The 26,217-nt window shown below is 32.6% G+C and carries 29 protein-coding genes; 7 read left to right on the forward strand and 22 right to left on the reverse strand.

Annotated elements, in window-relative coordinates; translation table 11 throughout:
• The first annotated feature begins 88 nt into the window (after nucleotides 1-88).
• The 7 genes from GQO80_RS15015 (at nucleotide 89) to GQO80_RS15045 (ending at nucleotide 5,495) form a co-directional block, all read left to right on the forward strand.
• Entirely contained in the window at nucleotides 89-346 is a 258-nt protein-coding gene (locus tag GQO80_RS15015) for a hypothetical protein (protein ID WP_157209182.1), read from the forward strand.
• 11 nt (nucleotides 347-357) lie between these two features.
• Nucleotides 358-969, forward strand: coding sequence for a P-loop NTPase family protein (locus GQO80_RS15020; protein WP_157209183.1), 612 nt, complete (start codon nucleotides 358-360; stop codon nucleotides 967-969).
• 72 nt (nucleotides 970-1,041) lie between these two features.
• Nucleotides 1,042-1,680, forward strand: a complete 639-nt coding sequence (locus GQO80_RS15025) for a hypothetical protein (RefSeq protein ID WP_157209184.1) — start codon at nucleotides 1,042-1,044, stop codon at nucleotides 1,678-1,680.
• 117 nt (nucleotides 1,681-1,797) lie between these two features.
• Complete coding sequence (locus tag GQO80_RS15030; RefSeq protein ID WP_026726282.1) at nucleotides 1,798-2,619, forward strand: type IV toxin-antitoxin system AbiEi family antitoxin domain-containing protein; 822 nt, start codon at nucleotides 1,798-1,800, stop codon at nucleotides 2,617-2,619.
• The gene (locus GQO80_RS15035; protein ID WP_157209185.1) at nucleotides 2,616-3,449 is read left to right on the forward strand and encodes a nucleotidyl transferase AbiEii/AbiGii toxin family protein; all 834 of its coding nucleotides are present in this window, start codon (nucleotides 2,616-2,618) and stop codon (nucleotides 3,447-3,449) included. Before GQO80_RS15030 ends, GQO80_RS15035 begins: the two co-directional genes overlap by 4 nt.
• Nucleotides 3,450-3,508: 59 nt before the next feature.
• Nucleotides 3,509-3,697, forward strand: coding sequence for a type IIL restriction-modification enzyme MmeI (locus tag GQO80_RS15040; protein ID WP_198037797.1), 189 nt, complete (start codon nucleotides 3,509-3,511; stop codon nucleotides 3,695-3,697).
• A gap of 1,375 nt (nucleotides 3,698-5,072) precedes the next feature.
• Entirely contained in the window at nucleotides 5,073-5,495 is a 423-nt protein-coding gene (locus GQO80_RS15045) for a DUF6943 family protein (RefSeq protein WP_157209186.1), read from the forward strand.
• A 68-nt stretch (nucleotides 5,496-5,563) separates the two neighbouring features.
• Here GQO80_RS15045 and GQO80_RS15790 read toward each other — a convergent pair whose 3' ends face one another.
• The 22 genes from GQO80_RS15790 to GQO80_RS15150 form a co-directional block, all read right to left on the reverse strand.
• A complete protein-coding gene (locus GQO80_RS15790) occupies nucleotides 5,564-5,716 on the reverse strand; it encodes a hypothetical protein (RefSeq protein ID WP_198037799.1) in 153 nt (50 codons plus the stop codon).
• A 10-nt stretch (nucleotides 5,717-5,726) separates the two neighbouring features.
• Nucleotides 5,727-5,942 (reverse strand): hypothetical protein, encoded by a 216-nt coding sequence (locus tag GQO80_RS15050; RefSeq protein WP_026726274.1) that lies wholly within the window; start codon nucleotides 5,940-5,942, stop codon nucleotides 5,727-5,729.
• A gap of 3 nt (nucleotides 5,943-5,945) precedes the next feature.
• Nucleotides 5,946-6,347, reverse strand: a complete 402-nt coding sequence (locus GQO80_RS15055) for a DUF5675 family protein (protein ID WP_157209187.1) — start codon at nucleotides 6,345-6,347, stop codon at nucleotides 5,946-5,948.
• 33 nt (nucleotides 6,348-6,380) lie between these two features.
• Entirely contained in the window at nucleotides 6,381-7,139 is a 759-nt protein-coding gene (locus GQO80_RS15060; RefSeq protein ID WP_157209188.1) for a hypothetical protein, read from the reverse strand.
• An 898-nt stretch (nucleotides 7,140-8,037) separates the two neighbouring features.
• Nucleotides 8,038-8,679, reverse strand: a complete 642-nt coding sequence (locus GQO80_RS15065; RefSeq protein WP_157209189.1) for a DUF6266 family protein — start codon at nucleotides 8,677-8,679, stop codon at nucleotides 8,038-8,040.
• A 412-nt stretch (nucleotides 8,680-9,091) separates the two neighbouring features.
• A complete protein-coding gene (locus tag GQO80_RS15070; protein WP_157209190.1) occupies nucleotides 9,092-9,385 on the reverse strand; it encodes a helix-turn-helix domain-containing protein in 294 nt (97 codons plus the stop codon).
• A 1,115-nt stretch (nucleotides 9,386-10,500) separates the two neighbouring features.
• Complete coding sequence (locus GQO80_RS15075; RefSeq protein ID WP_198037798.1) at nucleotides 10,501-10,794, reverse strand: STAS-like domain-containing protein; 294 nt, start codon at nucleotides 10,792-10,794, stop codon at nucleotides 10,501-10,503.
• Nucleotides 10,795-10,825: 31 nt separating this feature from the next.
• Nucleotides 10,826-11,785, reverse strand: coding sequence for an ATP-binding protein (locus GQO80_RS15080; protein WP_157209192.1), 960 nt, complete (start codon nucleotides 11,783-11,785; stop codon nucleotides 10,826-10,828).
• A gap of 14 nt (nucleotides 11,786-11,799) precedes the next feature.
• Nucleotides 11,800-15,024, reverse strand: coding sequence for a type I restriction endonuclease subunit R (locus GQO80_RS15085; protein ID WP_157209193.1), 3,225 nt, complete (start codon nucleotides 15,022-15,024; stop codon nucleotides 11,800-11,802).
• A gap of 1 nt (nucleotide 15,025) precedes the next feature.
• Nucleotides 15,026-16,000, reverse strand: coding sequence for a restriction endonuclease (locus tag GQO80_RS15090; protein ID WP_157209194.1), 975 nt, complete (start codon nucleotides 15,998-16,000; stop codon nucleotides 15,026-15,028).
• Nucleotides 16,001-16,015: 15 nt separating this feature from the next.
• On the reverse strand, nucleotides 16,016-16,438 hold the full coding sequence (locus GQO80_RS15095) for a hypothetical protein (RefSeq protein ID WP_157209195.1): 423 nt from the start codon (nucleotides 16,436-16,438) through the stop codon (nucleotides 16,016-16,018).
• The gene (locus tag GQO80_RS15100) at nucleotides 16,428-16,664 is read right to left on the reverse strand and encodes a hypothetical protein (protein ID WP_157209196.1); all 237 of its coding nucleotides are present in this window, start codon (nucleotides 16,662-16,664) and stop codon (nucleotides 16,428-16,430) included. The genes GQO80_RS15095 and GQO80_RS15100 overlap by 11 nt, the downstream gene beginning before the upstream one ends.
• Nucleotides 16,652-18,106: an ATP-binding protein gene (locus GQO80_RS15105; protein WP_157209197.1), complete on the reverse strand. Its 1,455-nt coding sequence runs from the start codon at nucleotides 18,104-18,106 to the stop codon at nucleotides 16,652-16,654. Before GQO80_RS15105 ends, GQO80_RS15100 begins: the two co-directional genes overlap by 13 nt.
• Before the next feature lie 10 nt (nucleotides 18,107-18,116).
• Entirely contained in the window at nucleotides 18,117-19,502 is a 1,386-nt protein-coding gene (locus tag GQO80_RS15110; RefSeq protein WP_157209198.1) for a restriction endonuclease subunit S, read from the reverse strand.
• A complete protein-coding gene (locus GQO80_RS15115) occupies nucleotides 19,502-19,987 on the reverse strand; it encodes a nucleotidyltransferase substrate binding protein (RefSeq protein WP_157209199.1) in 486 nt (161 codons plus the stop codon). Before GQO80_RS15115 ends, GQO80_RS15110 begins: the two co-directional genes overlap by 1 nt.
• Entirely contained in the window at nucleotides 19,980-21,524 is a 1,545-nt protein-coding gene (locus GQO80_RS15120; protein ID WP_157209200.1) for a type I restriction-modification system subunit M, read from the reverse strand. The genes GQO80_RS15115 and GQO80_RS15120 overlap by 8 nt, the downstream gene beginning before the upstream one ends.
• Before the next feature lie 14 nt (nucleotides 21,525-21,538).
• Entirely contained in the window at nucleotides 21,539-21,727 is a 189-nt protein-coding gene (locus GQO80_RS15125) for a helix-turn-helix domain-containing protein (protein ID WP_157209201.1), read from the reverse strand.
• A 121-nt stretch (nucleotides 21,728-21,848) separates the two neighbouring features.
• Entirely contained in the window at nucleotides 21,849-24,128 is a 2,280-nt protein-coding gene (locus tag GQO80_RS15130) for a DUF3987 domain-containing protein (protein WP_157209202.1), read from the reverse strand.
• 26 nt (nucleotides 24,129-24,154) lie between these two features.
• On the reverse strand, nucleotides 24,155-24,439 hold the full coding sequence (locus GQO80_RS15135) for a helix-turn-helix domain-containing protein (protein WP_157209203.1): 285 nt from the start codon (nucleotides 24,437-24,439) through the stop codon (nucleotides 24,155-24,157).
• Entirely contained in the window at nucleotides 24,439-24,741 is a 303-nt protein-coding gene (locus tag GQO80_RS15140; RefSeq protein WP_157209204.1) for a helix-turn-helix domain-containing protein, read from the reverse strand. The genes GQO80_RS15135 and GQO80_RS15140 overlap by 1 nt, the downstream gene beginning before the upstream one ends.
• An 81-nt stretch (nucleotides 24,742-24,822) precedes the next feature.
• The gene (locus GQO80_RS15145; protein ID WP_157209205.1) at nucleotides 24,823-25,713 is read right to left on the reverse strand and encodes a hypothetical protein; all 891 of its coding nucleotides are present in this window, start codon (nucleotides 25,711-25,713) and stop codon (nucleotides 24,823-24,825) included.
• Nucleotides 25,714-25,725: 12 nt separating this feature from the next.
• Nucleotides 25,726-26,019, reverse strand: a complete 294-nt coding sequence (locus GQO80_RS15150; protein WP_157209206.1) for a hypothetical protein — start codon at nucleotides 26,017-26,019, stop codon at nucleotides 25,726-25,728.
• Nucleotides 26,020-26,217: the final 198 nt, after the last annotated feature.

The following is a 26,217-nucleotide window of genomic DNA, read 5'->3' on the forward strand; positions in this document are numbered from 1 at the left end:
ACAAATAGAATCGATTTTTAGTGGTTCACTTTCATCCGCTGTAGGTGGTTCACTTTCACCCGCCGCACTATGCTCACTTTAATCCGCTGTGGGTGGTATACTATGCCCGTTTTTTGCAGAATATTCAGAATTTGAAGCTGAACGATTTTACAATTACTACACCAGCAATGGCTGGCTCATTGGTGGAAAAACCAAAATGATTGATTGGAATGCAGCAGCTCGTAATTGGATGTTAAACACTGCCAAATTCACTATAAATCTTCCTCAAAATAGTCAAGTAAAAGAACAACCAAAAGCAAAACACTTACAAGTTACAGAAGATAAAAACTATGCTGAACCACTATAAAAAATCAGGTTATGAGTACACAATACAACTATGCCGAAATTCTAGTGTGGTTAGAAAAGAAAGCCAAACAAGATTATGGTTCAAGTTTTCATTTCATTGATTCAGATATGGAAAACATTACAAAACTAATAGCGTATTTTTTAAAAGATGAGGTAACAGCAAATCAATTCGGATTAGACCTAACAAAAGGCATCTTACTTTCTGGACCGGTAGGCTCGGGTAAAACCTCATTAATGACAATAATGAAATACATAACCCAAAAAGAAAATAAATTCTTTATGAGAACATGTCGCGATATAAGTTTTGAATTCATAAAAGAAGGCTACGAAATCATACATCGATACAGCCGTGGTAGTTACTCTCAATCCGAATACAAAAATTATTGCTTTGACGATTTAGGAGTAGAAAGCAATTTAAAATATTATGGAAATGAATGCAATGTGATGGCAGAAATAATTCTCTCAAGATATGATCTATTCATCTCAAGAAAAGTTATAACACACATCACTACCAACCTATCAGCTTCAGAAATCGAAACGATGTACGGCAACCGAGTTCGCTCAAGATTACGAGCCATGTTAAACCTCATCGCATTCGATAAAACCACACAAGACAAACGCTAAATTAATATAATCCAACTGCTTTGCGAACATTGCGAAAATCTTTGTGCTCTTTGCGGTTAAATAAAACAAACTATGAGAAAAATAAACACCTTCTGGAACTGGTTCCAAGACAACAACCAAACCATAAAAAACTTCATCAACGAAACACCAAAATCGCAAAAACAAATCAGCCATTGGATAAAACACCGTTTAGGTTTCTATTGCAAAGAACTCGATTACATGATTATATTCCCCAAAAAGCCAACCGAAAAAACCGAACTAATCATTACGGCAAACGGAAATCCAGAATATTTTACACAGGTAACCGAATTAATAAAACACGCTCCAGTACTCAAACATTGGAAATTCACAGCATTCATTCAACCTACAGTACATATTGAAAAAATTATGGATGGTTTAGACGAGCCGTATGTATTTCAAGAAATAACTATAAAAACTAGCGAAATAAAATTTTTGCCACTAGCTTACGACGAAAAAACAAAAAAACTCAACATCATAGTGTATTTAAAAAACTACAACATCCATTGCGATACCAAAACTTGGAACCAAGCTATCTACATCATCATGCAAGATGTATTGGGAGAAAAATCATTATATCAGAATATTAACTTTGTGCAATTAGCATGTTTACCAACCAACACAGAGGAGTTGATTGAATTGTATGATTTACAGTTTTACATTGATACTATTAATAAAAATGATGTTTCGTAGTAAAATAATCAGGTTTATCCTGACAATGCTACTATAAAGAATAAATTTAAAACAAATGATACAACCTATAATTATATTTTGTATCATTGTAGTCAGGTTAATCCTGACAATAAGACTATGAAGCATAAATACATCTCAACACAGTCAAACGAACTTTTATCATACTTCAATGATAAAGGGAAAGTGTGTTTTGAGTCTAAAACAGCCTTAAAAGCGTTTCCTGATACCAAAGAAAGCACCGTTAGAGAATTATTAAGCGACATGACCAAAAGAGGCTTACTAATGCGAATAAAAGACGGTGTGTATTACATTATCCCTTACGAAGAAAATGCAGAAACCTTTATGCCCGATTGGCATATATTGGTAAAGTATTTAGTAAAAGATGCAAAGCATTACATAGGGTATTATTCTGCATTACAAATCCATAATCTAATAACACAACCATCTTTAAAAGAGCAAATTGTGGTGGCAAAACAAATCAGGCCTTCTGAAATAAAAATCAAAGACATCACTTTTCAATTTATCTATCATAACGAAAGTCACTTTTTTGGAGAAAAGAAAACATGGATTGATAATTTCAATAAAGTAAGCTGTTCTGATATTGAAAAGACAATAATAGATTGCCTTTTCAAACCCGATTACGCAGGAGGAATTGTAGAGGTAGCAAGAGCCATATACAGCACAAAAGAGAAATTAGATTATAAGAAGCTTTTAGAATACACCATAAAATTCGATTCTCAGGCAGTAGTAAAAAGATTAGGGTATATTTTAGAACTCTTTGAAATAGAAACAGAAATAATCCAAGAACTACAAAAACTAAAAACAGCATCTTATGTGGTTTTAGATACCGAATTACCTAAGACTGGTAAAAGAAATAGCCGTTGGAGTATTCAACAAAATTTAGATATAGAAACCATTAAATCAGCCATGTTCACATGATCAAACCGGGCGAAATACAAAAAAAAGCAAATCAAGTAGGAGTTCGCGACCAACAAATCGAGAAAGATTACATTTTATCTTGGATACTTTGGGGTGTAGCAAATCACGAACAACTTTCAAAAATAGTGGTATTCAAAGGAGGAACCGTATTAAAGAAAGTATATTTTGAAGACTATCGATTCTCAGAAGATTTAGATTTTACCCTATTGGAAAATGAAATTTCAAACGAACAAATTTTTGAATGGTTCAACGAAATATTTGATATAATTAAAGAAGAAGCAAACATACCTCTAAAAAAGATTGATGATGATGAACACGATGAGAACAAATTAAAAGAGGAGAAAGAAGACGGGCTAAACTTCTATATAGGTTATGTAGGTCCATTAGGTGGTTTTGGAAACAATAAAAAAGTGAAAGTAGATATTTCTAAGAGTGAAAAATTAGAATTTGAACCAGTAGTAAAAAATGCTATTGTGGATTATTCAGATTTAGAAGAATACACTTTATTATGCTATCCTCTAGAAGAATTACTAGTCGAAAAATTACGCTGCACCATGCAACGCACACAACCAAGAGACTACTATGACATTTGGTATTTAGTAGAAATAGAAAAAATGGAGGTAGAATATTTCACTAATGAGTTCCGGAACAAATGCACGAGTAAAGAATTAAAACCCGAAGATTTTCATGCCAAACTAGAACAAAAACTACCTCAATACAAAGCACGTTGGAAAAAATCAATGAACGACCAAATCAAAGATTTACCCGATTTTGAACAAGTGGAAAGAGAAGTGAACAGAAAGATTAAAAATTTTATGTCAGATAAATAAAATATAACCCAGAAGCTTTTTACCATTGGTATATGGCTTTACAATTAAACAAACATTAGATGGCATTAAGTTGGAACGAAATAAAAGACCGAGCAGTTAAATTTTCCAAAGAATGGAAAGACACTACCAATGAAGAAGCGGATGCGAAACCCTTTTTAGACGCTTTTTTTAATGTATTTGGGATCACTCGTAAAAAGATTGGAACCTTTGAACACCGAGTAAAGAAACTTTCGGATGCCGATGGGTAAGGCAAAGAGCTTGCCCAACGCACAAAACAAAAACACGTACGCTTCGCAACTCATGCCAGTAATTTTTTTCCCAAGCTTAGTTACATAATGTGGCATTATAGGGCAATAAAGAAAATTGTATTCCAAAAGAAAATGGTGCATTGCCCTATAATAACATTATGTAAAAAAGCCGCTCACCCCACGCTCAAGTGCCCCGCTCCAGCCACACATTTTTGGTAGCTTTCCTCGCACCACCATAGCTACCAAAAACACGTGGCTTCGCGGGTCACCCTTCGGGTTTTCATAAGAACGTTTCTACTCAAAAAGCAAATCATCACTTCGTAGGAAATTCATCAATTGTTTTTATCAGCTGTGTGTTTAAAGCGGTAGTGTTTGCTTTATCTTTTGAAGGTGCTTCCCATCTCCGAAACAACTGAACACTAAAATCTGAATACTGAACACTTTCAAGCACCCTCAAAAGATAAAATTGCCCAGAAAGAGTGTGGTTTTTTGATTTGTCAGAACATGAAGCAGTAATTGCTTTCCGGTTGCTGATGCTTTTAGAATTTCTAAGAAAATTATTCAAACTTCAAGCCTTTCTATTTAAAGAAAAGTGAAGCACCAGCACCCAAAAAAGCAATCAGAAAGTAAGTGCAAACAAATCAAAAAACCACACACTTGCTTTCGCTACTGCCAACGCACTCGGTAGTATTTGCATTGTTTTTTTGAGGTGCTTCCCAACTCCGAAACAACTGAACATTAATTTCTGCATACTGTACACTTCCAGGCACCCCAAAAAATCAAACAGAACAGCAAGAGTTTCAAATTTTGGTTCTGGATAAAAAGCATTTTAATCGATTTTAGTATTTTCATCCAGCCCCAAAATTTGAAACCCTTGCAAGACGACCCAACTCCGAAACAAAAAAATCCGAATTCAAAAGAAAATACCGCTCCGAAATCAAAAAAATAAAATAAAAAAAAAGAGAGCAAAGGTAAGTTCCGGGTTTACAAAAAATCAAGTTCAAGCCCTGCGGGTTTTTTAAAAAATCTCCACCACCCATGCGTTTTCAAAACAACTTTTCCATCAAACAATAAATCCCGACTTCCAAAGGACGAATTAGGGTGGTAGTATTTTTTAAAAAAAACTTGCTTTTTTGAAACCCTCCACTAGACGAATGGCTTTCTTTTTTTTCTTTTTTTCTTTTGAAATGAATATTCTTCGCTTCCAATTTAAAATAACATTTGGCGAAAAAAATTTAATGGGCGAAATGGAGCGAAGCGGAATTCACGAACACAAAAAAAACAAACTAAATCCGTGAGTAAACGTAGCGAAGCAATCCAGTATTTCAGATGAAAATAAGAGCAAAAGAGAAGCTAATATTTAAAATCGGAAGCCATGCTAAACTTTATTATTAAAACCCATCAGAAAGGAACGTTTTACCCACAACCACATCTATTTATTCTAAACAAAGGGTTAAATAGTGGAAAACCTCAAAAAGAACCATTTACAAACAGCTTTGTTATTATCTTTAAAAATGATGAAGATTTAGAAAATGTATATTTCATTGCTTATAGTCTATGGAAAACAAAGTTTTGGCATCAATATTTAGTAGGGTCAGTAATTCCATTTTTAAGGTTACCTGATTTCAAAAAAGAATTTTTCCCAAAATCTAAAGCATTAATGGCAGAACATGAAGAGCATGTAAAACACGTTGAAGTTTTGAAAATTTTAGAACAAAAAGAAAATCAATTTCATCAAAACATCAATCTAATTAACGATATGCGTAGGGTAATTTTATACCGCTATTGCAATAAATAAATAAAGCCTGGTCTTACGACTAGGCTTCATTTTATTTAACCCAAAGGTCACCACAACTAGGGCTAAACTTATTTTTTGTGCTTCCTGTTAAGGCTTTTAAGCAGTAACGAAATTGTAAAACTAACAATTGCTCCAACGGTAGCTAAGATAACCGTTTTGGCAATATCTTCAGATTGAATATTCGGAACAATACTTAAAAATGTGCCTCCAGCTGTACCCATTAAAGTATGGTTATTCGCTGTCATTCGTTGTGGTCAACTGACTTGCAGCTGTCAAAACTCCACCAGCTACTGCAACATATCCACCAATAGTAATAACAATTGTGGGCAAAGCAACTGGAGCAGCCAAAATAGTTCCACCAACAGCAGCCAAAGTCAAACCAACAGTTCGAAGCACTTTAAAAAACTTTGGTATAGGAGCTGAAACTCGATTCAATATCTTTTTCATGATTTATAATTTAGAAATAATTAATAATTCAACAACTTCTTGTCTGTCTAAGATTGTATAAACTAAAGTTTTAAGCTTCTCAAAAGCTTTTCTTGATAGTAAACCTAAACCTGGTCCAGAAAGCTTAGTAACGGGAGCGATACAACCATTTAATTCTTTCATAGCATTATTAGCAGGATGAAATAAAATCAAACTTCTATTTTCAACATCTACCACTTCTAAATGCCATCTAAATTTCTTACTATATCGCTTTCTAATAAAATATTTCCCTTCCGGAATACAGGAAACTCTCTTTCGGTTCATTCTCCAAGGCAATTCAATTGTATTACAAATTAATTTACCTTCGCATTCGAGTTTACCATTGGTTCCTTCAGGGAAATAAGTTCTAGTTAATAAAAGTACCATTAGTGAATACTGTCAACTGTGACTGAATAGTGATTAGACACCGCTATCAACTTTCGCAATTGATAATGGATTAAAAGCACCATTTTTCAACGGATACATTTGTCCATTTATCTCCTGATAGAACTCAACACCTAGAGCCAAAAACAAAGGTTTTGTACTAGCTGGTGTAACCGCATTCACTTGATTAATTGGAGCAGTAGCAGTTCCATCCCAAGGCAAAATTGCCGTTTCTGAGGTAGCAACTACATACGTTTCAGCTTCAAAATCAATTTCAGCTCCACCAGAAATGATTTTATAGTGAGTTGTTCCGCTTGGAGCAGCAATCATATTCGCAGGAATAAATGATGCCAAATCCACAGTAATTTCTCCAGCCACACGGTCAATAGTTGCCACAAACGGTGCAAACAAACTTGTTCCAAGTTTTCCACGAATATTAAATTCAAAACCAAATAACAATTCAGCTTCTCCATCAATCACGTTACGTAAACCACGTTCACTAACAGTGTCCGCCTGAATAACTTTAACCATCGCTTGTGTCAAACGACTAACCATTCTACCATCGGCAGAATTTAAAAGCAATGGTCTCAAAGCTGTTCTAAGCATTTTTCCTGCTTTACCAGCTCTACCAAACTCGGAACCATTCTCACGAGTTCTTTGAAACGCAGGGTCACTAGCAATTCTACTAGCGTCAATTCCACCTTTTTCTCTTGCTAAGTGACCATCTTGCGTTTTGTAAAAAGTAATATCTCCGATAGTACCTTTCAATTTAATTATGCCTTTCTGTCTAGCCATAACTTCAAAATTTTGTTAAACATTCATCTAAAATCTCCTTCATTCTATAAATCAGTTGCAACTATTTTTGAATGATTTAAAGCAAATTTGAAACAAGATTATATACAAGAAGAAATAACTGTCATTTTATGACACATATGTCCAAAATCGACACAAAAGGCATTACAACAAGTTCATTAATCGTTTCTGAACCAGTTCAAAGAATGATTAATTTTATGGCTTCAAATTTTTAATTCAGATAGGTTTTAGCTAACTCAAAGTCTAGTCAAAGGCATAGATAAAGTATGAAAATTGAAAAAAAGAGGTTGTGTATCTACCCAAAGGACATACAACGTATTACAGGAAAGAGTTATAGACAAAGTGCAAGATTATTGCAAAAGATAAGAAGTGACCTGAATAAGCTTGAAAATGAGTTTGTATCAGTTGAGGAGTTCTGTAATTACACTAGCTTAAAGATTGAACAAGTAGAACCTTTAATTATCGGATGAGGTTTTTAAAAAAAGTATCAATTATTAAACTTCATTCTACATATTTTTTACTTCAATAACCAGTTCAATAAATGAACAATAATTTTGATAATTGACTTTGTTTAATCATCTAATTTTCATAAATTTGTACTATAAGATTTCGAAAAATTTGCACGTTATTTATAGATGCAAAAGCGAGACCCTAGGAAATTAAAAGATATTAAAATCAACAATATCAATCGGTTAGAAATGGATGACAAATCCCTCTTTCTCCGCTAAAAACAAACCCTAACGATTGACAATCAATTAGTTAGGGTTTTTATTTTTGATATATCCCCACATAATCCCCACTTATTTTTATACTAAAAGCGCAAAAAAAAACCGCTACAAATTAATGTAACGGTCTTTTAACCATTTAATTAGGATCACTTTTAAGATGCCGTACCACTACCTAAATAAACGCTATTTGATACTCTTGAACCATCAGTTTCAATAAAAGCCATAAACAGCTCTACAGTGTCTCCAGCATAAGTTGATGGTATAATTACCGTTTCAGTTCCTACAGTCCTATCTGCGCCTTCTAATTGCGAAATAGATTCCTTTTTGCTCGGATTGTAAACTAACAACATTGCTTTATCGGTTGCATTAGCATTTCCTTCCGCAGAGTTATCGTCCCAATTGAATGTTACTTCTCCTGGTGTTGCTAAATCTGTACCAGGGTTTAATACTCCTGATAAATTCCCTCTACTTAATAAAGCAGTCGCAAAATCAACATTGAAATTTGGCTCTACTCCTGTTATAGCATTATTCAAAACATAAGACATTGCAGCATTAAATTGTGTTTGTTTAACTGCATAATTCTTATAACCTTTTTGAACAAAGGCTAAATTTGGTTGTAAATACTCTAAAGTAACTGTAAACTTGTTTCTTTGATTCACTTGTCCTACAGTTCTTGGATTAGCAACACTTGAAGGTTTAATTCTTAAATAATCAATACCTTTCCAACTACCACCAATAACGTTTCCTACTTTTCCGGATAATCCTCCTAAAATTCCTTGGGCTATTTTTCCCATAACATATAACATTTTTTAATTAATACTCATTCGGACTTGGTACGGACTTGATAAGGAGTTAAACCCTATCAATTTATATAGTAAATTACGTTAATCTTTGAGGGTTTAGGCTTTCAAATTCATTGAATACCCTCCTATGCTTTGTTTTTCCCTTTTTTTCTTCAATAGGTATAAGTATTAATCAAACCGTAAACCCTTCCTATTAATTTTTTAAGAAAAGAAAAAAGACAGCTGGATGTTATGGTAGCGTGGGTAATGCTGTCAAGGTTTTTGGAAAAAATACTACCTAAAGAAAATATTTTAATCAAAACTAAAATGTTGTGAGGTGGAGATTTTTTTCAAAACCCGTAGGGCTTGACCTTGATAGGATTGAGCGTGGGCTGTAGAAAGCTACCTATTTTTGCTATCTTTTTTATTTTATTCTTGTTGTTTGCTTATCGATTAATTCTAAAATTGCTTGCTTTTTAAAATAGACACGATTACCAAAACGAACTGGATTTAAAATACCATATTTTACCCATTGGTGTATAGTTACTAAACTAACCTTAAAATAATCTGCTGTTTCTTGACGTGTTAGTAGTACTTCATTTTTGGTTGCACCAATTTTTAGTAAATAATTTTCAATTTTTAACAAGAGTTTATCAGCTACTTTTTCTGCTAATTCATCTATTGTTACTTCTTGGATTTGAATTGTTTTTGTTATCATTTTTAATTGTTTTAAATGTTATCTAAATATATTATTCCGCAGGTAATCTAAAAGGCGCGAGCCGGCTGCGAGTTGAGCAAGGGTGTTGTGGTAAATAGCCCGTTGCATTTTTCTGCAAAAGGGCGTACCACAGCAACGGTTTACCGCAAGGGTGGCGGATTTTTTGATTCAAATATTGTATCAGAAGTATTTTTATTGGTAGTTCAGAATATTAAAGTTTAGGCAAGTGCAAGGAATGAAAGAGGTAATGTAAGGTTTGAAAATTGTTTTCATTTAAGGTTTGGCGTAATACGATTGTATTTGAGAGGTTGAGGGTTTTAAGGATTTGAGGAAAAAATAAAATTTGATTTATTGAAAGCCAAACCGTAATGTAAAAACTATATAGCGTTGGATGGAATTACCGACTGAATGAGTTGCTCTTGTGTGCTGCTTGCGAAATAGGATAATCCGCAGTATTAATTGAAGTACCAAATTTATTGAACTTTAAATTTTTTAATATTACCATTAAACATTCTTAAACTAACTGCGGTTATCTTATTTGCAAACTTGGGAACTTCAAAAAATATGACACCCGTAAACCCATACTTTTTAATCAAATTATAATAAAAATAATTGTGTATAAAAGATTCCATAAATATCATAATAAAACTAAAGTTAAGTGGGTTTTGCCCGAAGCGACCCGCAGGCTCGCATAACATTAAGTAGCGGTTGTACCCAATTAAAAAAACTCGCGTAGCGAAACCTTATTGGGTTTGGGTACAAAAGTAGCTACGGGTGAGGAAGGAGAGAATGTGTGAAATAAAACAAATAAATAGTACCAACGAGGACGTGTCGCCGCAGTGGTGCTATTTATGGTATATGCAAGCCCTTTGAATAGGATATATTATTGAATTGGAGAAAGCTTTCCTTTGTTAGTAATAACGTAAAATAAATAATTGGCTTGCAGATATGTTTTATGTAACTAAATGGAACGACTGACGAACACCTTATTACCTGCACAACATATTCTATTAGTTGGGGCTATTCTAATTGGGTTATAAATTACTATTCCCTTAAAACCTCATTTCCTAACAGGTAAAGGATAATTAAATAATAAATAATGTTGATTGGTATATTTAAGCTAGAACCATTTCAGAGGCTCTTTCTTTAAGTGTAAAAGCAACTGCTTTTTTGATTAAAGCATTTGTTCCTTGAAAAGTAGATTTTGCTTTTAAATCTTCAATGTTCCATGACAATAAAAGCTTACCGAAGCATTCATCTGCAAAAGAATGTGAGATAGAGTTAACTCCCTCAAAATTGAATATAACGAAATCATCGTTTCTTAAAGATTCTTCTATCTCTAAACGTAATTTACGCCCTAAAACTCTTGTTCCAAGACTATTATTTATATGTCCAAAATTGATTTGCATTGGTTTATTCGTCGCTAAATACGTGCCAAACTTACCAAAGTTCATCGATATTTCCTAATAAATTATCTTTAAACTCTTCAAAAGCATTGCGTTGTGTGCTGTCTGGGAATATTTTATCATAATTAACAGAGACATCTGTATTCACCCTTAAATATGTATATGCGCCTTGCCAACTACTTGATTTTTCAATCTTTTTCTCATTATCTATTTCTAATGAATGATTACCAGAATGAATTATTAATTTTCCGCCATTTTCTTTAACTAAAGTTGCTGTAGCCCATAGTCCAAAACCTTTACCCGTACTGTTTGTAACTCCTTTATCTATACAATGAAATACTGCTTGTTTTTCATCATAATGTTTATACTCGCTGTCAGGGTGTTCAGTCAGAGCTTTATGTATTCCTTGACCATTATCAGCGATTATCAATCTAATTTGATTTTTATTTGGGAAATACTGACAACAGATATAACCACTCCCATTGCTTAAAGTACCATCAGATTGCGAATGCCTAATAGAGTTGTCGATTACTTCCCAAAGGCAATAATCAAGAACAATAAGCATATCTTCATTGATAGCTCCTTTATCTACCAAAATTGACATTATTTCTTTATGAATTTCTATAGCATTAGAATCATCAAACCTTTTTATCTCTGTGAAACGCCCTGAAGCATTATGCCTTGAAAAATTCTCCTGATAATTAAAACCGATTTGCTGAAAGAAGTTAATTCTACTTGCATAATTTGCCTTGTCTGACCCTTCAACAAAACCTATAAAATGACCAGAAACTTTTATACCACGTTCTCTTAAATGATTTACAGTAGTGCTAATAAGTAATAAATGGTCTGCATATAGTAATGAATAGGTGTTTAAATTAATTTCAAAATGAACACTATCACCGCATTTAGCGTTAAATGTGTCAGTTAAACATTCTACAATCTGAAAATGACTTGTAATATTTCTAAAGTCAATTAATATTTTATATTGTGTCAAAACTATCTACTTCTTTAATTCCAAAAATCTGCTAATAACTCGGCTTGTTTTAACACTGTATCAGTTGCTAATTTTTGTTGGTCTGGCGGGTAACCGAATTTACGCAATGCTCTTTTTACCATCACCTTTAATTTAGCTTTAACACTTTCCTTAATTGTCCAATCTATAGTTGCATTTTGTCTTACCGTTTCTACTAAATAAATAGCTAACTCCCTTAATACCTCGTCACCTAAAAGTTGTTTAGCACTATCGTTATTTGAAACTGCATCGTAAAATGCTAATTCATATTCAGAAAGCCCTAAACTTTCTCCTCTTTTATCAGCATCCTTAATGTGATTTGCTAGTTCAATAAGTTCCTGAATGACTTCTGCCGCTGTTAAAACCTTGTTTTGATACTTCTTAATAGAGTTTTCTAACATATCCATTAAGGATTTGCTTTGCATTAAGTTAGTTTTACTTCTTACTTTTATTTCGTCATTCAATAACTTTTTTAAAGTTTCTAAAGCTATATTTTGATGTGTCATTCCTTTTATTTCCATCAAAAAATCTTCTGAAAGAATTGAAATGTCAGGTTTTTTAATTCCTGCTGCATCAAATACATCAACTACTTGTTCAGATATTAATGCTTTGTCAATTACTTGCCTTATTGCTGTTTCAATATCTTCATCAGTTCTACCTTCCCCTGTAATATCAAATTTTGATAAACGTGCTTTTACTGCTTGAAAAAATGACACCTCATCTTTAACGTCCATTGCTTGATCGTGAGGGACAGCAATAGCAAAAGCTTGAGACAATCCTGTTACTTCTTTAATAAAACGTTTTTTACCATCCTCCAAACTTAAAATATGTTCTTCGGCTGTTAAAATAATTTTTAATTTTGTTCTTGTGTCTGCAGTAAAATATTCTTCATAAAGCAAACCTTCATTCTTACCTAAATAAGGTACTGTAGGGTCTTCTACTAAATCCTGAAATTCTTTAGAATAACCTTGAACGGGCTTCTCTAAAAACATTTGTGAAACCACTTCTAATTTTTCAAGCATTAAAGTCACAGCTTGTTCTTGGGCTATAGTAGGGTCACCTTTACCACCGCTATCTGAATAAAAAGACAATGCTTTTTTAAGATCTGAAGCTATCCCTAAATAATCTACAACCAACCCTCCTGGTTTATCTTTATAAACCCTGTTAACCCTTGCGATAGCTTGCATTAGGTTATGACCTTTCATTGGCTTATCAATATAAAGTGTATGCATTGAAGGTGCGTCAAAACCTGTAAGCCACATATCACGAACAATTACTAATTTTAATTCATCTGTAGGGTCTTTCATTCGCTCCGCCAATGCCCTCCTTTGCTCTTTAGTTGTATGGTGAGTTGCCATTTTTGGCCCATCGGAAGATGCTGCCGTCATAATAACCTTAATAACTCCTTTATCTAAATCTTTATGATGCCAATCTGGTCTAATTTTAATGATTTCATCATATAAATCAGCAGCAATACGCCTTGACATACTTACAATCATACCCTTGCCTTCAAACACTTCTTGTCTTGCTGTAAAGTGGTTCACAATATCCTTGGCAATGTTAGTTACTCTATTTTTACTGCCTATAAGTGCCTCTAATTGTGTCCATTTTGCTTTTGCTTTTTGTGTGTCTGTTAAGTCTACTTCTGCTAAATCTTCATCTAATTCTTCTACTAATTTTTTACCTTCATCACTTAAATTTACTTTAGCTAATCTGCTTTCATAGAAGATACGGACTGTAGCTCCATCTTCAACCGCTTGGGCTATGTCGTAAATATCAACGTAGTTCCCAAAAACCGCAGGCGTATTTACGTCTGTGTTTTCAATAGGAGTCCCCGTAAATCCTAAATATGTTGCATTTGGTAAAGCATCACGCATATATTTCGCAAATCCGTAAACAATACGTTTTCCAATAATATTTCCTTTCTCATCTTTATCATCTACTGTTTTTGCTTTAAAACCATATTGGGTACGATGAGCTTCATCTGCTATTACTATAACATTTTTTCGTTCGGTTAATGTTTCATAAATATTTCCTTCATCAGGTTGAAACTTTTGAATGGTTGCGAACACAACACCACCTGAAGCTACTTTTAATAATTCCTTTAAATGCTGTCTATCATTCGCTTGAATAGGAGTTTGTCTTAATAATTGTTTTGAAGCAGCAAACGTATCAAACAATTGATCATCTAAATCATTTCTATCTGTAATTACTAAAACGGTAGGATTATTTAAAGCTTGAACTATTTTACCTGTATAGAAAACCATCGATAAAGATTTGCCTGACCCTTGTGTATGCCATACAACTCCACCTTTTCTATCTCCATTCTCTTTAGCAGCTTTCTCGGTACTCTCTACTGCCTTATTTACCGCATAATATTGATGATATGCTGCAACTTTTTTAACTGTATCAATTGTAGTTATTCCGGTTTTTAAATCTTCCTTTTTGGATTTTTCAAACACAATGAAATATCTAACGATATCTAATAAAGATTTTTTATTTAGTTGGCCTTTAATAAGTGTTTCTATTTGTGTATCTAAATGAGAGGCTTCGTTAACACCATCTGAAGTTTTCCAAGACATAAATCTTGTAAAACCAGCAGAAACCGAACCTGTTTTAGCCTCTAAACCGTCGGAAATTATACATAGACTATTATATGTAAATAGGCTTGGAATAGTAGCTTTATAAGTTTGTATTTGCTTAAATGCTGATTTAATAGTTGCATTCTCATCAATTGCATTTTTAAGCTCGATAACTACTAAAGGTAAACCGTTAATAAATAATATTATATCGGGTCTTTTGGTACTGTTTTCTTCAATGATGGTATATTGGTTAGTAACCAAAAACTCATTATTTTTCACATTGTCGAAATCTACTAACCAAACAATATCACCACGAGAAACTCCTTCTTTGCGGTAAGAAACTTTAATACCCTCTGTAAGTATTTTATGGAAGGCTTCGTTATTTGTTAATAAATCGGGAGAATTTATGCGCAATACCTGATTAAAAGCTTCTTCTTGTGCTTCTTTAGGGATTTTAGGGTTTAGTTGCTCAATAGCTGCTTTTAAGCGGTTATGCAAAACAATATCACTGTATGATTCTCTTTCTGGAAATTCGCCATCGTGTGCAATTTCAGGACCATATACATAATGATAACCTAATGCTTGTAACTCTTCAATTACTAACTGCTCTATATCGTCTTCAAATAATTTCGTCATCATATTAATTCGGGACCAAGCCTACTTTTAAATCTAACTTATCTTTAAATTCATCTGGTATATCTTCCCAACTTTCTGCTAAAATATCAACTAATTGGTTGCCATTAATTAAACCAATTCGAGGGAATCCATTTTCTACTGCTATATCCTTTGCCTTTTTCTGGTAATCTGCAGTGGTTATAAATGCACCTTGACCTCCTGATGGAATATTAGACCTTAAAGCCTTTACAACATTTGCAGAAATACGTGCTCCGAGTTTATATCTTTTAGCCTGAACAAATAGTTTAATTTTTGCCATATTGGCAACATTTAATTCGCCAGTTGCATCTACACCCCCATCACCAACTTTACCTTTATGTTCTGAACCTTCAAAACCTAAAGCATTCAAAATATGAGTAATTAGTATCTCAAATTCTTGATCATCTAATTCTAATATTTTATTCAGAATGGTTTTATAATAATCAAATTCTACTTTTTTGTCATATTCCGAAATTAATTCGGGATGTCCAATGGAAGTAAAAAAGTTTCTTTTGTGTTTAATGTAAAAAACTGTTAACGAAGAGCGAATTGTATTTTGAAAAGGTACCGAAAATTGGCTTCTTTGTATTGGGGTTTTGTGCCAATTTACTTTCTTACGGTGTGTAAATGGACAACCATCTGAATTGTCTGCATAAAAATATGCGTCTTTTTGAACGATACCGTAATAGATGAATTCTGTATTACTAGCGGGAACAATTACATAATCATCTTCTTTAATCTCCAATAAAAATCTTGCTATTTGCCCCACTTGTTGACCGATAACAACATTACTTGTATCTTTAGGATGTGATTTTTTATATAAAGGGTATAATTCATCACGTTTTTGGATTTTAGATAAATCGTATTCAGGCAACCAGCCTATTGCTATATAGCCACCTTCTAAAAAATGTTGGGAATACCTTCCAAAATCTGCTCTAACACAATATAATTCTACAGCCATATTATTTAAAAATTATTAAAAACTATTATTCCACTCTGGTAGGTTACCAAATGCACTATAAAACTCTTGGAGCATATTGGCTTCAACATATTTTGGTAAATCTAAAAACTCGTCGTTATGGGTTGCAAACCAATCTATACGGATTAAATCGCAGTTAGACTTTTTAAAATATTTTTCAAAAAATTGTGCTCTTGTATGTGAACTATTCATTTTGTTATTGATACGGTTACGCATCATTTGGCCCCTAAACTTTCCGTTTTGAAGCATTGTTCCAGATGCACCTATATATTTTAAAACATCATTATTTTTATTTATTTCATAAAATAAATAGATTCCGGGTTTATTGGGGATGCTTTTTGTTTCTGCTCTTAAATTATCTCCTTTACTTAAAAATACGGTTCCGGATTCTTTATATTTTTTTAATGCTTTAAAATTCATCTTTTACTTTTTTAGATTTATTTAAAATCGGCAAACGAGTAAAAATCGGCAATGCTAAATTGCCGAAATCGCTACCGATATTAAAAATCGGCAATGAAATCGAAAAATCGGCAATGCCGAATTGCCGAAAATCGCTTACAGAACTAAAAATCGGCAATGAAATTGGCAAAATCGGCAATGCCGAGTCGCTGAAAAAATCTGGAAATTGCCGAATTATTCTTTCCATATATATTCATTACCATCTTTGGTTGCTTTATCATTATCTAACAATGCTCTTAAATGATTACGTGCTTGCCGATCTTTAAGACCAGAAAGTTCTGCATACTGTTTAGTTGTTAATCGTTTATGTTCACGCAATAAACTAATGCCAGGCAATTCCGTTTTAACAATAGTTTGTTTATTAGGGTCTATTTCTCTGAACAAAGTTGTTTTTAAAGTGTTATTCTCTAACGTATAAACAGGTTTTGGTAAACCATAGTTTTGAAACTTACTTAACTCTTCCATACCAAAACCTCTTTCCTCAACAAATCCCATTTCAAAGAATATATGAGCAATTTTAGGATTACGACTAAATGATGGTGCTGTAAAATTATTAAGTTGTTCGAGAGTACAAATAGGTTTTCCTGGACTTGAAACTACTACTGACTCATCTGTGATATCAATCATAATTCTTGCTCCATCAATAGCATAATCTCTATGGACTATCGCGTTCATTATAACCTCATAAACGGCAGATGCAGAAGCTTCAACATTTTCGGTTCTGTTAAAGGATTTACGAGAAGAAAAACCTTTAGGAAAAACAACTTCTAAATACTCTTCAATAGCTTGAGGCAGCAAAATTAAAGCACCGTTAAAATCCTTTATGATTGGTTCTGCATTTGGTTTTCTAATAGTAAGCTTAATCCGTGCTTGGGGAAAGTGATCTTCCGGACTTTTTCCTAACATTAACAAACCTAAACCTGTTGGTCTTGCTGTTAGTGTTTCTTCATCAACCTTTATAAGCTTCATTCTATTTAGGTAAGCATTAAAACCATCTGTACCGTAACGGTATGGTAAGCCCATTCGATTAATCATTTCATTTTGTGCTTGTTCTGATAAATCGTCTAATTGAAACTCTAATAATTCATTTTCTATAGGGTTTAAAGCAGATTGTATCTCTTTCGTTTTTTCATCTTCTGCTCTTTTTGATGCCTCTTTAAAAAACTTGGCATTTTCCTTTGCTATTTGTTCCTCATATTTCTTGTCATAATAACCAACTTCTATTCCTGCATTTTCTAATAATCGTACACCATTTCCGGAAACTGTTGGGTCTGGATCATAATGTCCTATATACACTTTTTTAAGTCTGGCATTGATACATCGCTTATAACAACCTTTTTTAGGAATTTTTCTTTTTACACATGGTTCCAGTGTTGTGTATAATGTAAAACCAGATAAATCATCATTAGGGTATTTACGTTCCAACAATGTAAATTCTCCGTGATCTCCAGACCTTAACTCACCTCTATGCGCTTTGTCGAAATAGGCACCATCTTTATCTACCAATACCGCACCCACTTTAGGGTCTTCCTTGTCTTTATGTTCTGATATGGATTTTTTCATTTCTTCAATAGAAAGCTCCATATATTCTTGGTGTGTATATTTTTTACCTTTTATAAATTCTTTCATAATACCGGTATTAAGTCATAGCAACCCTAACCTCACCACTCATAAGCTTTGGCAGTAAAGTATCTCGCGTTTTTTCTAATGTTTTTATTTGTTTATTATTCGTTATGATTTTATCAATCATTGGTGCAAATGTTTCTCCCATTTTTTCCAACTCTGTAGGTGTTGGAATAGACACCATAGCATCATCTAAATCTCCACGTTTAATATGACCCATAGTTGTGGCGTGCGCTTTAGCTATAGAAATAAATACTGCTAAATGATATTTACACCATAAATAATAAAACCATTTTGGATAATCTTCTGATGTTACTTTAAATAAATGTTGGTTTAAGATACAATCGCCTCCATCCCAAATTTTAACTACCAATGATGCAGACCAAGAAAAAATGACATCACCATTTGATACTAAATATTTCTTATCCACATCGGTTGAAGCCCAATCTGAATTACCTGTAAAACCCTCTTTTAATTCTCTGATTTTTAGTACAGGTAATTTTTCTATTTCATTTTTAGGTGGATACTTTTGGCATGCTAAACCGTTTAAAAAAACGGCAATACTACTTAAAGATTCTTGCTCCCAATCTTCCTTTTCTTCTTCTATTAACCATTGCCTAAATAAATTTTTAGCCAAAGATTCCAAAGTTCTATTTTGACGATAAAGTAGGTCTATTTTATTATCAATATTACTTAAAACTTCTGCTATAGCTTCTTGTACTTTAGGATTTGGCAAGTCTATATCAATATCATTAATGACTGGAACAGTTAAGCTCGGTACTGCTGAACCAACATTTAATAAAGTGTAATCAATTAAGGTTAATTGATAAAATAAAAATTTAGGAATTACTATATCCTTATTTATTTTTGACCAAAACATTGTATCTACTGTCCAGAATGGTGTGTTTTGATACATAATATTGTTTAAAGAACCTTTTCGAGGGATTAATATTGATTCATCCTCATAAATAGGTTTGTTAACATATCTCATCAATCCACCACTCCCAAAACATGGAATACTACCTTCTTCAAGTTTTTTGTGATCTTTTCCATACTTAACTTCTATAATATTACCGAGTTTTTCAATGCGCCAATCTTCGCTTTTCTTTTCAAAAAAATCAATTCCAACTCTATTAATATGGTCTATAAGGTCTTGGTTTTCAATTTTATGAAAAATTGAAAGGTCAATTTTATAAGGTAAGAGTAAGGCGTCTAACTCGGTTTCAATAGTAAATTGTTGAGATAAGTTTAACTTTTCACCTACTAATGTAATATCTATATCAGAATTGGCTCTATAATTACCTTTAGCACGAGAACCGTAAAGTATAGCTTTTTCTATTGTCGAATGGTTTTTAAAAACCGTATTTATTTTTTGTATGTCTTCTTGTTCTAGTCCGTACATTATTCTTCTTCAAATATATCGCCTTGTTTTCCGCTTCTTAAAGTCTCCATTTTATCTCTAAAAGCTATAAAAACAGCATGATACTCGTTTATAATTTGATTGAAAATTTCGTTAGCTGTTTCTTCGTTGTATGTGTGCGATGTTTTGTTTCTACTTATAATCATATTCATCCAAACCTTACCATTAGCAATCAATTTTAGTTGAAAAGCCTCTCGAGTTGCATCACGTGATCCTCCTATAGTAGAGTTTCCTTGATACTCTGCGTAATCTTTCATTACATTCCATGCCAATTCGTGGGTGTATTCAAAGCGTTGAATTAAGCCTTCTTTAATAATGTCGTCTAAAAACTCATCATCATCAATATTTCCTTCTTCATCAATTTCATAATCGTTTACAATCTTTATTACGGCTTGATCTAATTTATCTAACGCTTTGATATAATTACTAAAGCGCTGTTCCCATCGTATATCTTCTTGTTTACTCATTGATTTTAATTTTAGCTAGGTTCTCGGTTATGCGTTTATTGAGTATGACTTCTTCTTTTAATTGTGCTTCAAATTCTGCTGTAAGACTTATGTAACGCTCTTTAAAATCGAAATCATCTTCCTCATCAGGTAAACCTACATAACGACCTGGAGTTAACACATAATCTAATTCTTTAACGCGCTCGATACTTTCTGATTTAGAAAAACCTGCGACGTCTTCATATTTTCCGTTGGGATTACGCCAATTATGGTACGTATCAGAAATAAGGTCGATATCATCTGGTGAAAATTCGCGTGTACGTCTGTTAATAAGGTGACCTAAATTACGCGCATCAATAAACAATATTTCGTTTTTACGGTTTCTGAATTTCCCATTGGTTCTGTTTTTACTCATAAACCATAAACAAGCTGGAATTTGAGTATTTAAAAAGAGTTTAGCGGGTAAGTTTACTATACAATCAACTAAACCTTCATCAATTAGGTTTTTACGAATAACATCTTCACCTGATGTTTTAGTAGTTAAAGACCCTTTAGACAAGACAAAACCCGCTTGCCCTGTTGGTGCTAAATGGTATAAGAAATGTTGAATCCAACCATAGTTTGCATTATTAATTGGTGGTACACCATATTGCCATCTACCGTCTTTTCTTAATAAGCTACCACTCCAATCGTCATCATTAAAAGGTGGGTTTGCTATAATATAATCAACTTTTATATCCTTGTGTTCGTCTTTTAAAAATGAACCTTCATTATTCCATTTGACTTGGGAGCTATCGATACCTCTAATAGCTAAATTCATTTTAGCCAATCGCCAGGTAGTTTGATTACTTTCTTGGCCATAAATAGAAATATCATTGATGTTTCCTTGATGTTCTACAACAAATTTTTCTGATTGTACAAACATGCCACCACTACCACAGCAAGGGTCCATAACACGACCTTTATATGGTTCTAACATTTTTACCAATAACTCAACAACACTTCTTGGAGTATAGAACTGACCGCCCTTTTTTCCTTCTGCTAACGCAAATTCTCCCAAAAAATACTCAAAGACGTGACCTAATACATCAGCACTTCGTTCTTTAATATCACCAAATGCAATATTTCCTATTTTGTCTACTAATGTTCCAAGATTGGTAGTATCTAAATTTTCTTTAGCATACACTTTTGGAAGCACTCCTTTTAATCGTGGATTCTCTTTTTCTATGGCATCCATAGCAGCGTCAATAAACTTACCAATTTCTGGATTTTTAGCATTGTCTAATAAATAACTCCATCTTGCTGTTGTAGGAACAAAAAACACGTTCTCTGCTTTATATTCATCTTTATCTTCAGGGTCTGCACCTGCATATTCACCTTCTCCTGCTTTTAATTTGTCATATAAATTAGTAAAAGCATCAGAAATGTATCGTAAAAAAATTAACCCTAATACGACGTGTTTATACTCTGCTGCATCAATGTTTTTTCTTAATTTATTAGCAGTAGCCCACAAGACTTTTTCTAAAGGTTCTTCTTTTTTTGTTTTTGTTTTAGCCATTTATAATAATTCTTTTATTTGGTGTCCAATAGTTCTTTGGGATCGACGTTTAATATTTTTGCTATTTCATACAGTACTTCAAGACTGGGTTGCGTACGGTTTTGCACGTAGCCATTAATGGTATTAAAACTTTTGCCAAGCTTATCTGCTAACCAAACCTGCTTAATACCTTTTGCTTCAAGGACTTCTTTAATACGATTCATAGGGAGTCATTTTGAATGTTAAATATAGTATTTACTTTACATTAATACACAGTTATACGTTATATTTTTATGCAAATAAATGAATTAAGGTTTTTAGGGAGACGAGGAAATAAGGATTCTTTTACCCGGTTTCCCTTATTCCCTCATTTTTTGTAGCTGTATTATTTATATACTGCCCTTGAATTTCTCGCGAAAGTAGATTGGATTTTACAAATTCTGTAATGTATGCTTCGGCAGTTTTGTTAGGTATATTTAAGTCTTGCCCAATAATAACATATTCGCGTGTTGTAAATTTATAAGGCAATTTGTTTAGAAATTGCTCTTTTCTGTTTTTATAAGTGACTGGAGAATCATCTTTAGGTAAACTTGAAAATACTTTACTGCTATGTTTAATTAAAACGGTCACCATTGCCAAAGCGTTATTAAAATCTTCAGCCATACATACTCTTGGATTAGATAAGTCGCCATCTTCAGTAATCCTCAATGCAGTAAAAATCATCATAAAGCGAAATGCTATTAAGCCCATACGCCTAACGGTTGCAATATATTCTTCGGATTGTACACTTAAATACAGATTTTGAATACTGGAAAAATATTGATGAAACTGCTCTTGTTGTTCTGTAGTTAATTCAATTTTTATTTCATCATTGCTTTTTAATACTGCATAGATGTCGAAAAATTGTTGTCCTAATTGTTTATAATATTCGCCTACTCCATTATTTGATTTATCTTCAAATACATTTTTCCATTTAGGAGATATGTTGAGATAATAAAATATAAATCTGCTAAAAAGACCATTTTCGGCATTAGGTGTTAACGCCAAAACTTGTTTTGGTGTGCCGGATAATACTGTAGATAAACAGGGGTTTTCCATATCTACATATTCTCTATCTGTTCTTCTATAATAGCTTATTGTTTCGTGATGAAAGGCTTTACGGAATCCATCGCTATAATTGCCGTAATCTGTTTTAAAAGCTTGTGATAAAGTATCTCCTTCGGTTTCAAAAATGATACCTCTTGCTTTACTGTCTGCTAATAGTTGAAATACGCCTGTTGTACTATTATTTGCAGGAATAAATAGCATTTTTTCTGGTGGCTTTTGAGGTTTTTCTAAATTCTCGTCTTTGTTCTTATTCTTGTTGTAAACTGCTAAATCACTTTCATAATTACTTTTCAATATTTTAGCTTCTTCACGTAATGCGATATGTACAGGGTAAATAATGCTTTTACACCATTTTAATTTTCCTTTACCTGCAGATGCAGGAGCTGTTACAAATAAGAATAAATTAGAATACACCTTGTCATTATCATATATACCATAAACTTTATGCAAGCAACTACTAATACACGTTAATGCACCTAATAATAGCATATCTTTTTCTTGATTGGTTGAACCGTAATACACTGCTTGTTTTAGAAATTCAGGAAGATTCTCATATATAGATTCTGGAAATGTTGGGAGCTTTTCGGTTTCTTTTTTATTCTGTTTGGTGTTATTATCATTATTTAATATTTCATTATTCTTTAGGTTTACTCCTGCTTGATTTGCGAAATAATAAAATGTTGACATCGTTACTCCTGAACCATTAGCCTTTAGGCAGCTTGTAAACTGTTTGTCACATTCTTTAGCATCATACTCTGTATGTTGTTTACTTATTCTATGAAAATACTCTCTACCGTTTTCGCCATATTCATCAGCAATCGCAAACCCTATATTTCTCCAATTTGCATAACCAGAGGTTATGTCAATTCCTTTAGCTTCAATTTCTAAAATGTATTTTTCAATATCCGAAGTATTCGTGTTTATAGGGATATGAGGGTTTGAGGAAACTATTTTTAAAGGTTTTTCTTTAATACTAACTTTATAGGTTTCTGCATCGCTATTGAAATAACATTCAGGATCATAAGACATAAAACATAATCTTGATATATCGCTTCCAGAGGTATCGATATCAATATTTAATGCTTGTTCATAATAACTTACTACTTGATTATAAGCTTCTTTATGTTGTTCTTTAGGTGTACTTACAGGAACTATAATTTTTATTCCATTACCACTTGGGCTTATAAAAGCTGCATACGTGTAAACTGCTAAATAAACGATTGGAATAATACGGGTTAATTCAGTTTTTGAAAGTTTGTCAATGTCAAGTATTACAAAACCGCTATATTCTGAAATAGTATCTGCTGTTCTTCCATTATTAAAAATTCCCGATGTGGTAAAACCTAAAAGGTGTTTTTTTAGTTCGTTGGCTTCGTGATTATTTCCGTTCTTTTTAAGCTTACGAATTGATTCTATATGATTTTTGTATTTACCTTCTTTTATATCTGTGATTATTTGCTGTAAAGGAGCATCTTCAACCTTATTAGTAAAATCTTTGAAAATTGAAACTTGTGGCATCTTGTTGTGTTTTAAAAGTGAGTGGATTATTTTGTGGTAGTTGGCTTGTAATTATTGTCTAATAACTTGTTGACGTCGCTTAATCGATAATAAATTTTATTATTAATCTGCGAATAGGCTATGACTTTATTATCTCTCCAATTTTGCGCTGTTTTATGACTTATTTTAAACAGTTGTAATAAATCAGCATTGTCAAGTAATATAAGTTCAGGGTCTTGTGGAATGCGCTTTTCAAGCGTATTTAAAAGCGTTTCAAAACGTTCTAATAACTTCTTCCATTCGTTAATCGTAGTGTCTTTAAATGATTTCATTATTGCTTATTTTTAGAATTAAAAATTGCAATTAATGCCTGGTCTATTTCATCCCTTTTATATCTGATTAAATTTCCTAATCGATACGGTTTGAGTACTCCTTTTTTATTCCAATCGGTAAGGGTAACTAAAGACACTTTTAGGATTGTTGCGACCTCCTGACGTGTGAGATATTCAGCAGGCTTAATGGGTTGGAAATTTTGAGCAATTACATTTAATTCTGCTCTTACATCATTGATGATGTCTTCTTTTAATTCGGAAGGTGTGATACCGAAAACTTGTGTGATTTTACTTTGTTCCATCGTGATACGTTTTTATGTTCGACGATGTAAAAGTAGATTAGAAGTGATTTGACAAACGTACCGGAAGGTACTCGAACGGTATTAGTTTACTCGTTTTTTATGTGGTATATCAAAACCTATTTCATCAAATTTTCTCTTTGTTTCTTGGGCTTTTTCAGTAGTAGTGTTTAAATATTTTGAGAGTGTGTTTTCTGTCGTATTTACATTAAAAACATTTAAAACTTGTTTAGCAAATTGCGTATAATTAATGTCTCCACTATCTCTTTTTGGAGCGTCTAAAAATTCAGAATCAGCCAACATTCCTATAATGTAACCTAAATGAGCAGGTTTTCCATCCCATTTAAGTTTTGAGGTTTCTGGAATAGCTATTTTTATTTCATTACTTATTGCTTCTTCTTTAATTCTTATAAGTTCTAAAATAAAGGCATTACCGATAGTAAATAATGCTACAGGCAAATAGCTTAAAACAAAACCTCTTTCACTTTCGTAGTATAAATCGAAAGATGAGAACACATTTTTATTTACATCGAAATATTTTCCGTTGTTGATCTCTTCCGAAAAAAGGTTAATTGCTGATTGTATGGAAAAGTCTTGACTGTTAAAATTAGTTTCAGAAAAGTATCTTGAATTTTTATCATAAATGTAAAAGTCATTTTTAATCACTTTTAGATTAACATTAACCGACTTTATAAGATTCTCAATAATACTATGAATTTCGCTTGAAGATTTATTAGCAATCTCAATGTAAACCTCGCTAATAGCCTTTTTATATTTCGCTTTTAATTTTAATAGTATTTCTGTTATTAATGTTGAAATATCATCTAACTCAATTTCATAATAAACCTTTTTGTTATAAAGTACTTCTGAATAATATTTGTTTTCGTAATCCTTTTGGATATATGGATTTTCTATGAGAAACTTTTCGTAATAATTATCAGATAAAGCTTCTAAAAATTTGGTAATTGCTTTCAAATTATAATCGTGTTAGCTAATTGTTTTTAAATGAGGAATATTAAAGTTATAACTGCTAAACTTCCTACTTGTTTCCTGCCCTTTTTCAGAATCTAAATTTAAGTATTTTGATAATGTACTTTCAGTTGTTTCTGTTTCAAAAGTTTCTTTTACTAATTTAGCTAATTGTGTGTAATTTATTTCGCCATCTTTTTTTAATGGTGTTTCTATATAACCTAAATTCGCCAGACTTGAAATTATAAACCCTAATTGAGAAGGCTTTCCAATCCATTTTAGTTTATTTGTTACTTCATCATTGCTTTTCATTACTTCTTCCTTATTGGTGTTTAATTTAGTGTAATACGTTTTTAAAAACTGAAGGACTTTTTTAACTTCTATATAAGTGGATAGGGCGGGCAAAGTGAACCACTTGCAGCGGATGAAAGTGAGCATAGCTAAGTAAGCGCTCAAAATCGATTCATTTGTGGTTAAATTTAGTATTTATTTTTCAATTTTTTACGCATG

The sequence above is a fragment of the Mariniflexile maritimum genome, assembly GCF_009746565.1.
GTDB lineage: Bacteria > Bacteroidota > Bacteroidia > Flavobacteriales > Flavobacteriaceae > Mariniflexile > Mariniflexile maritimum.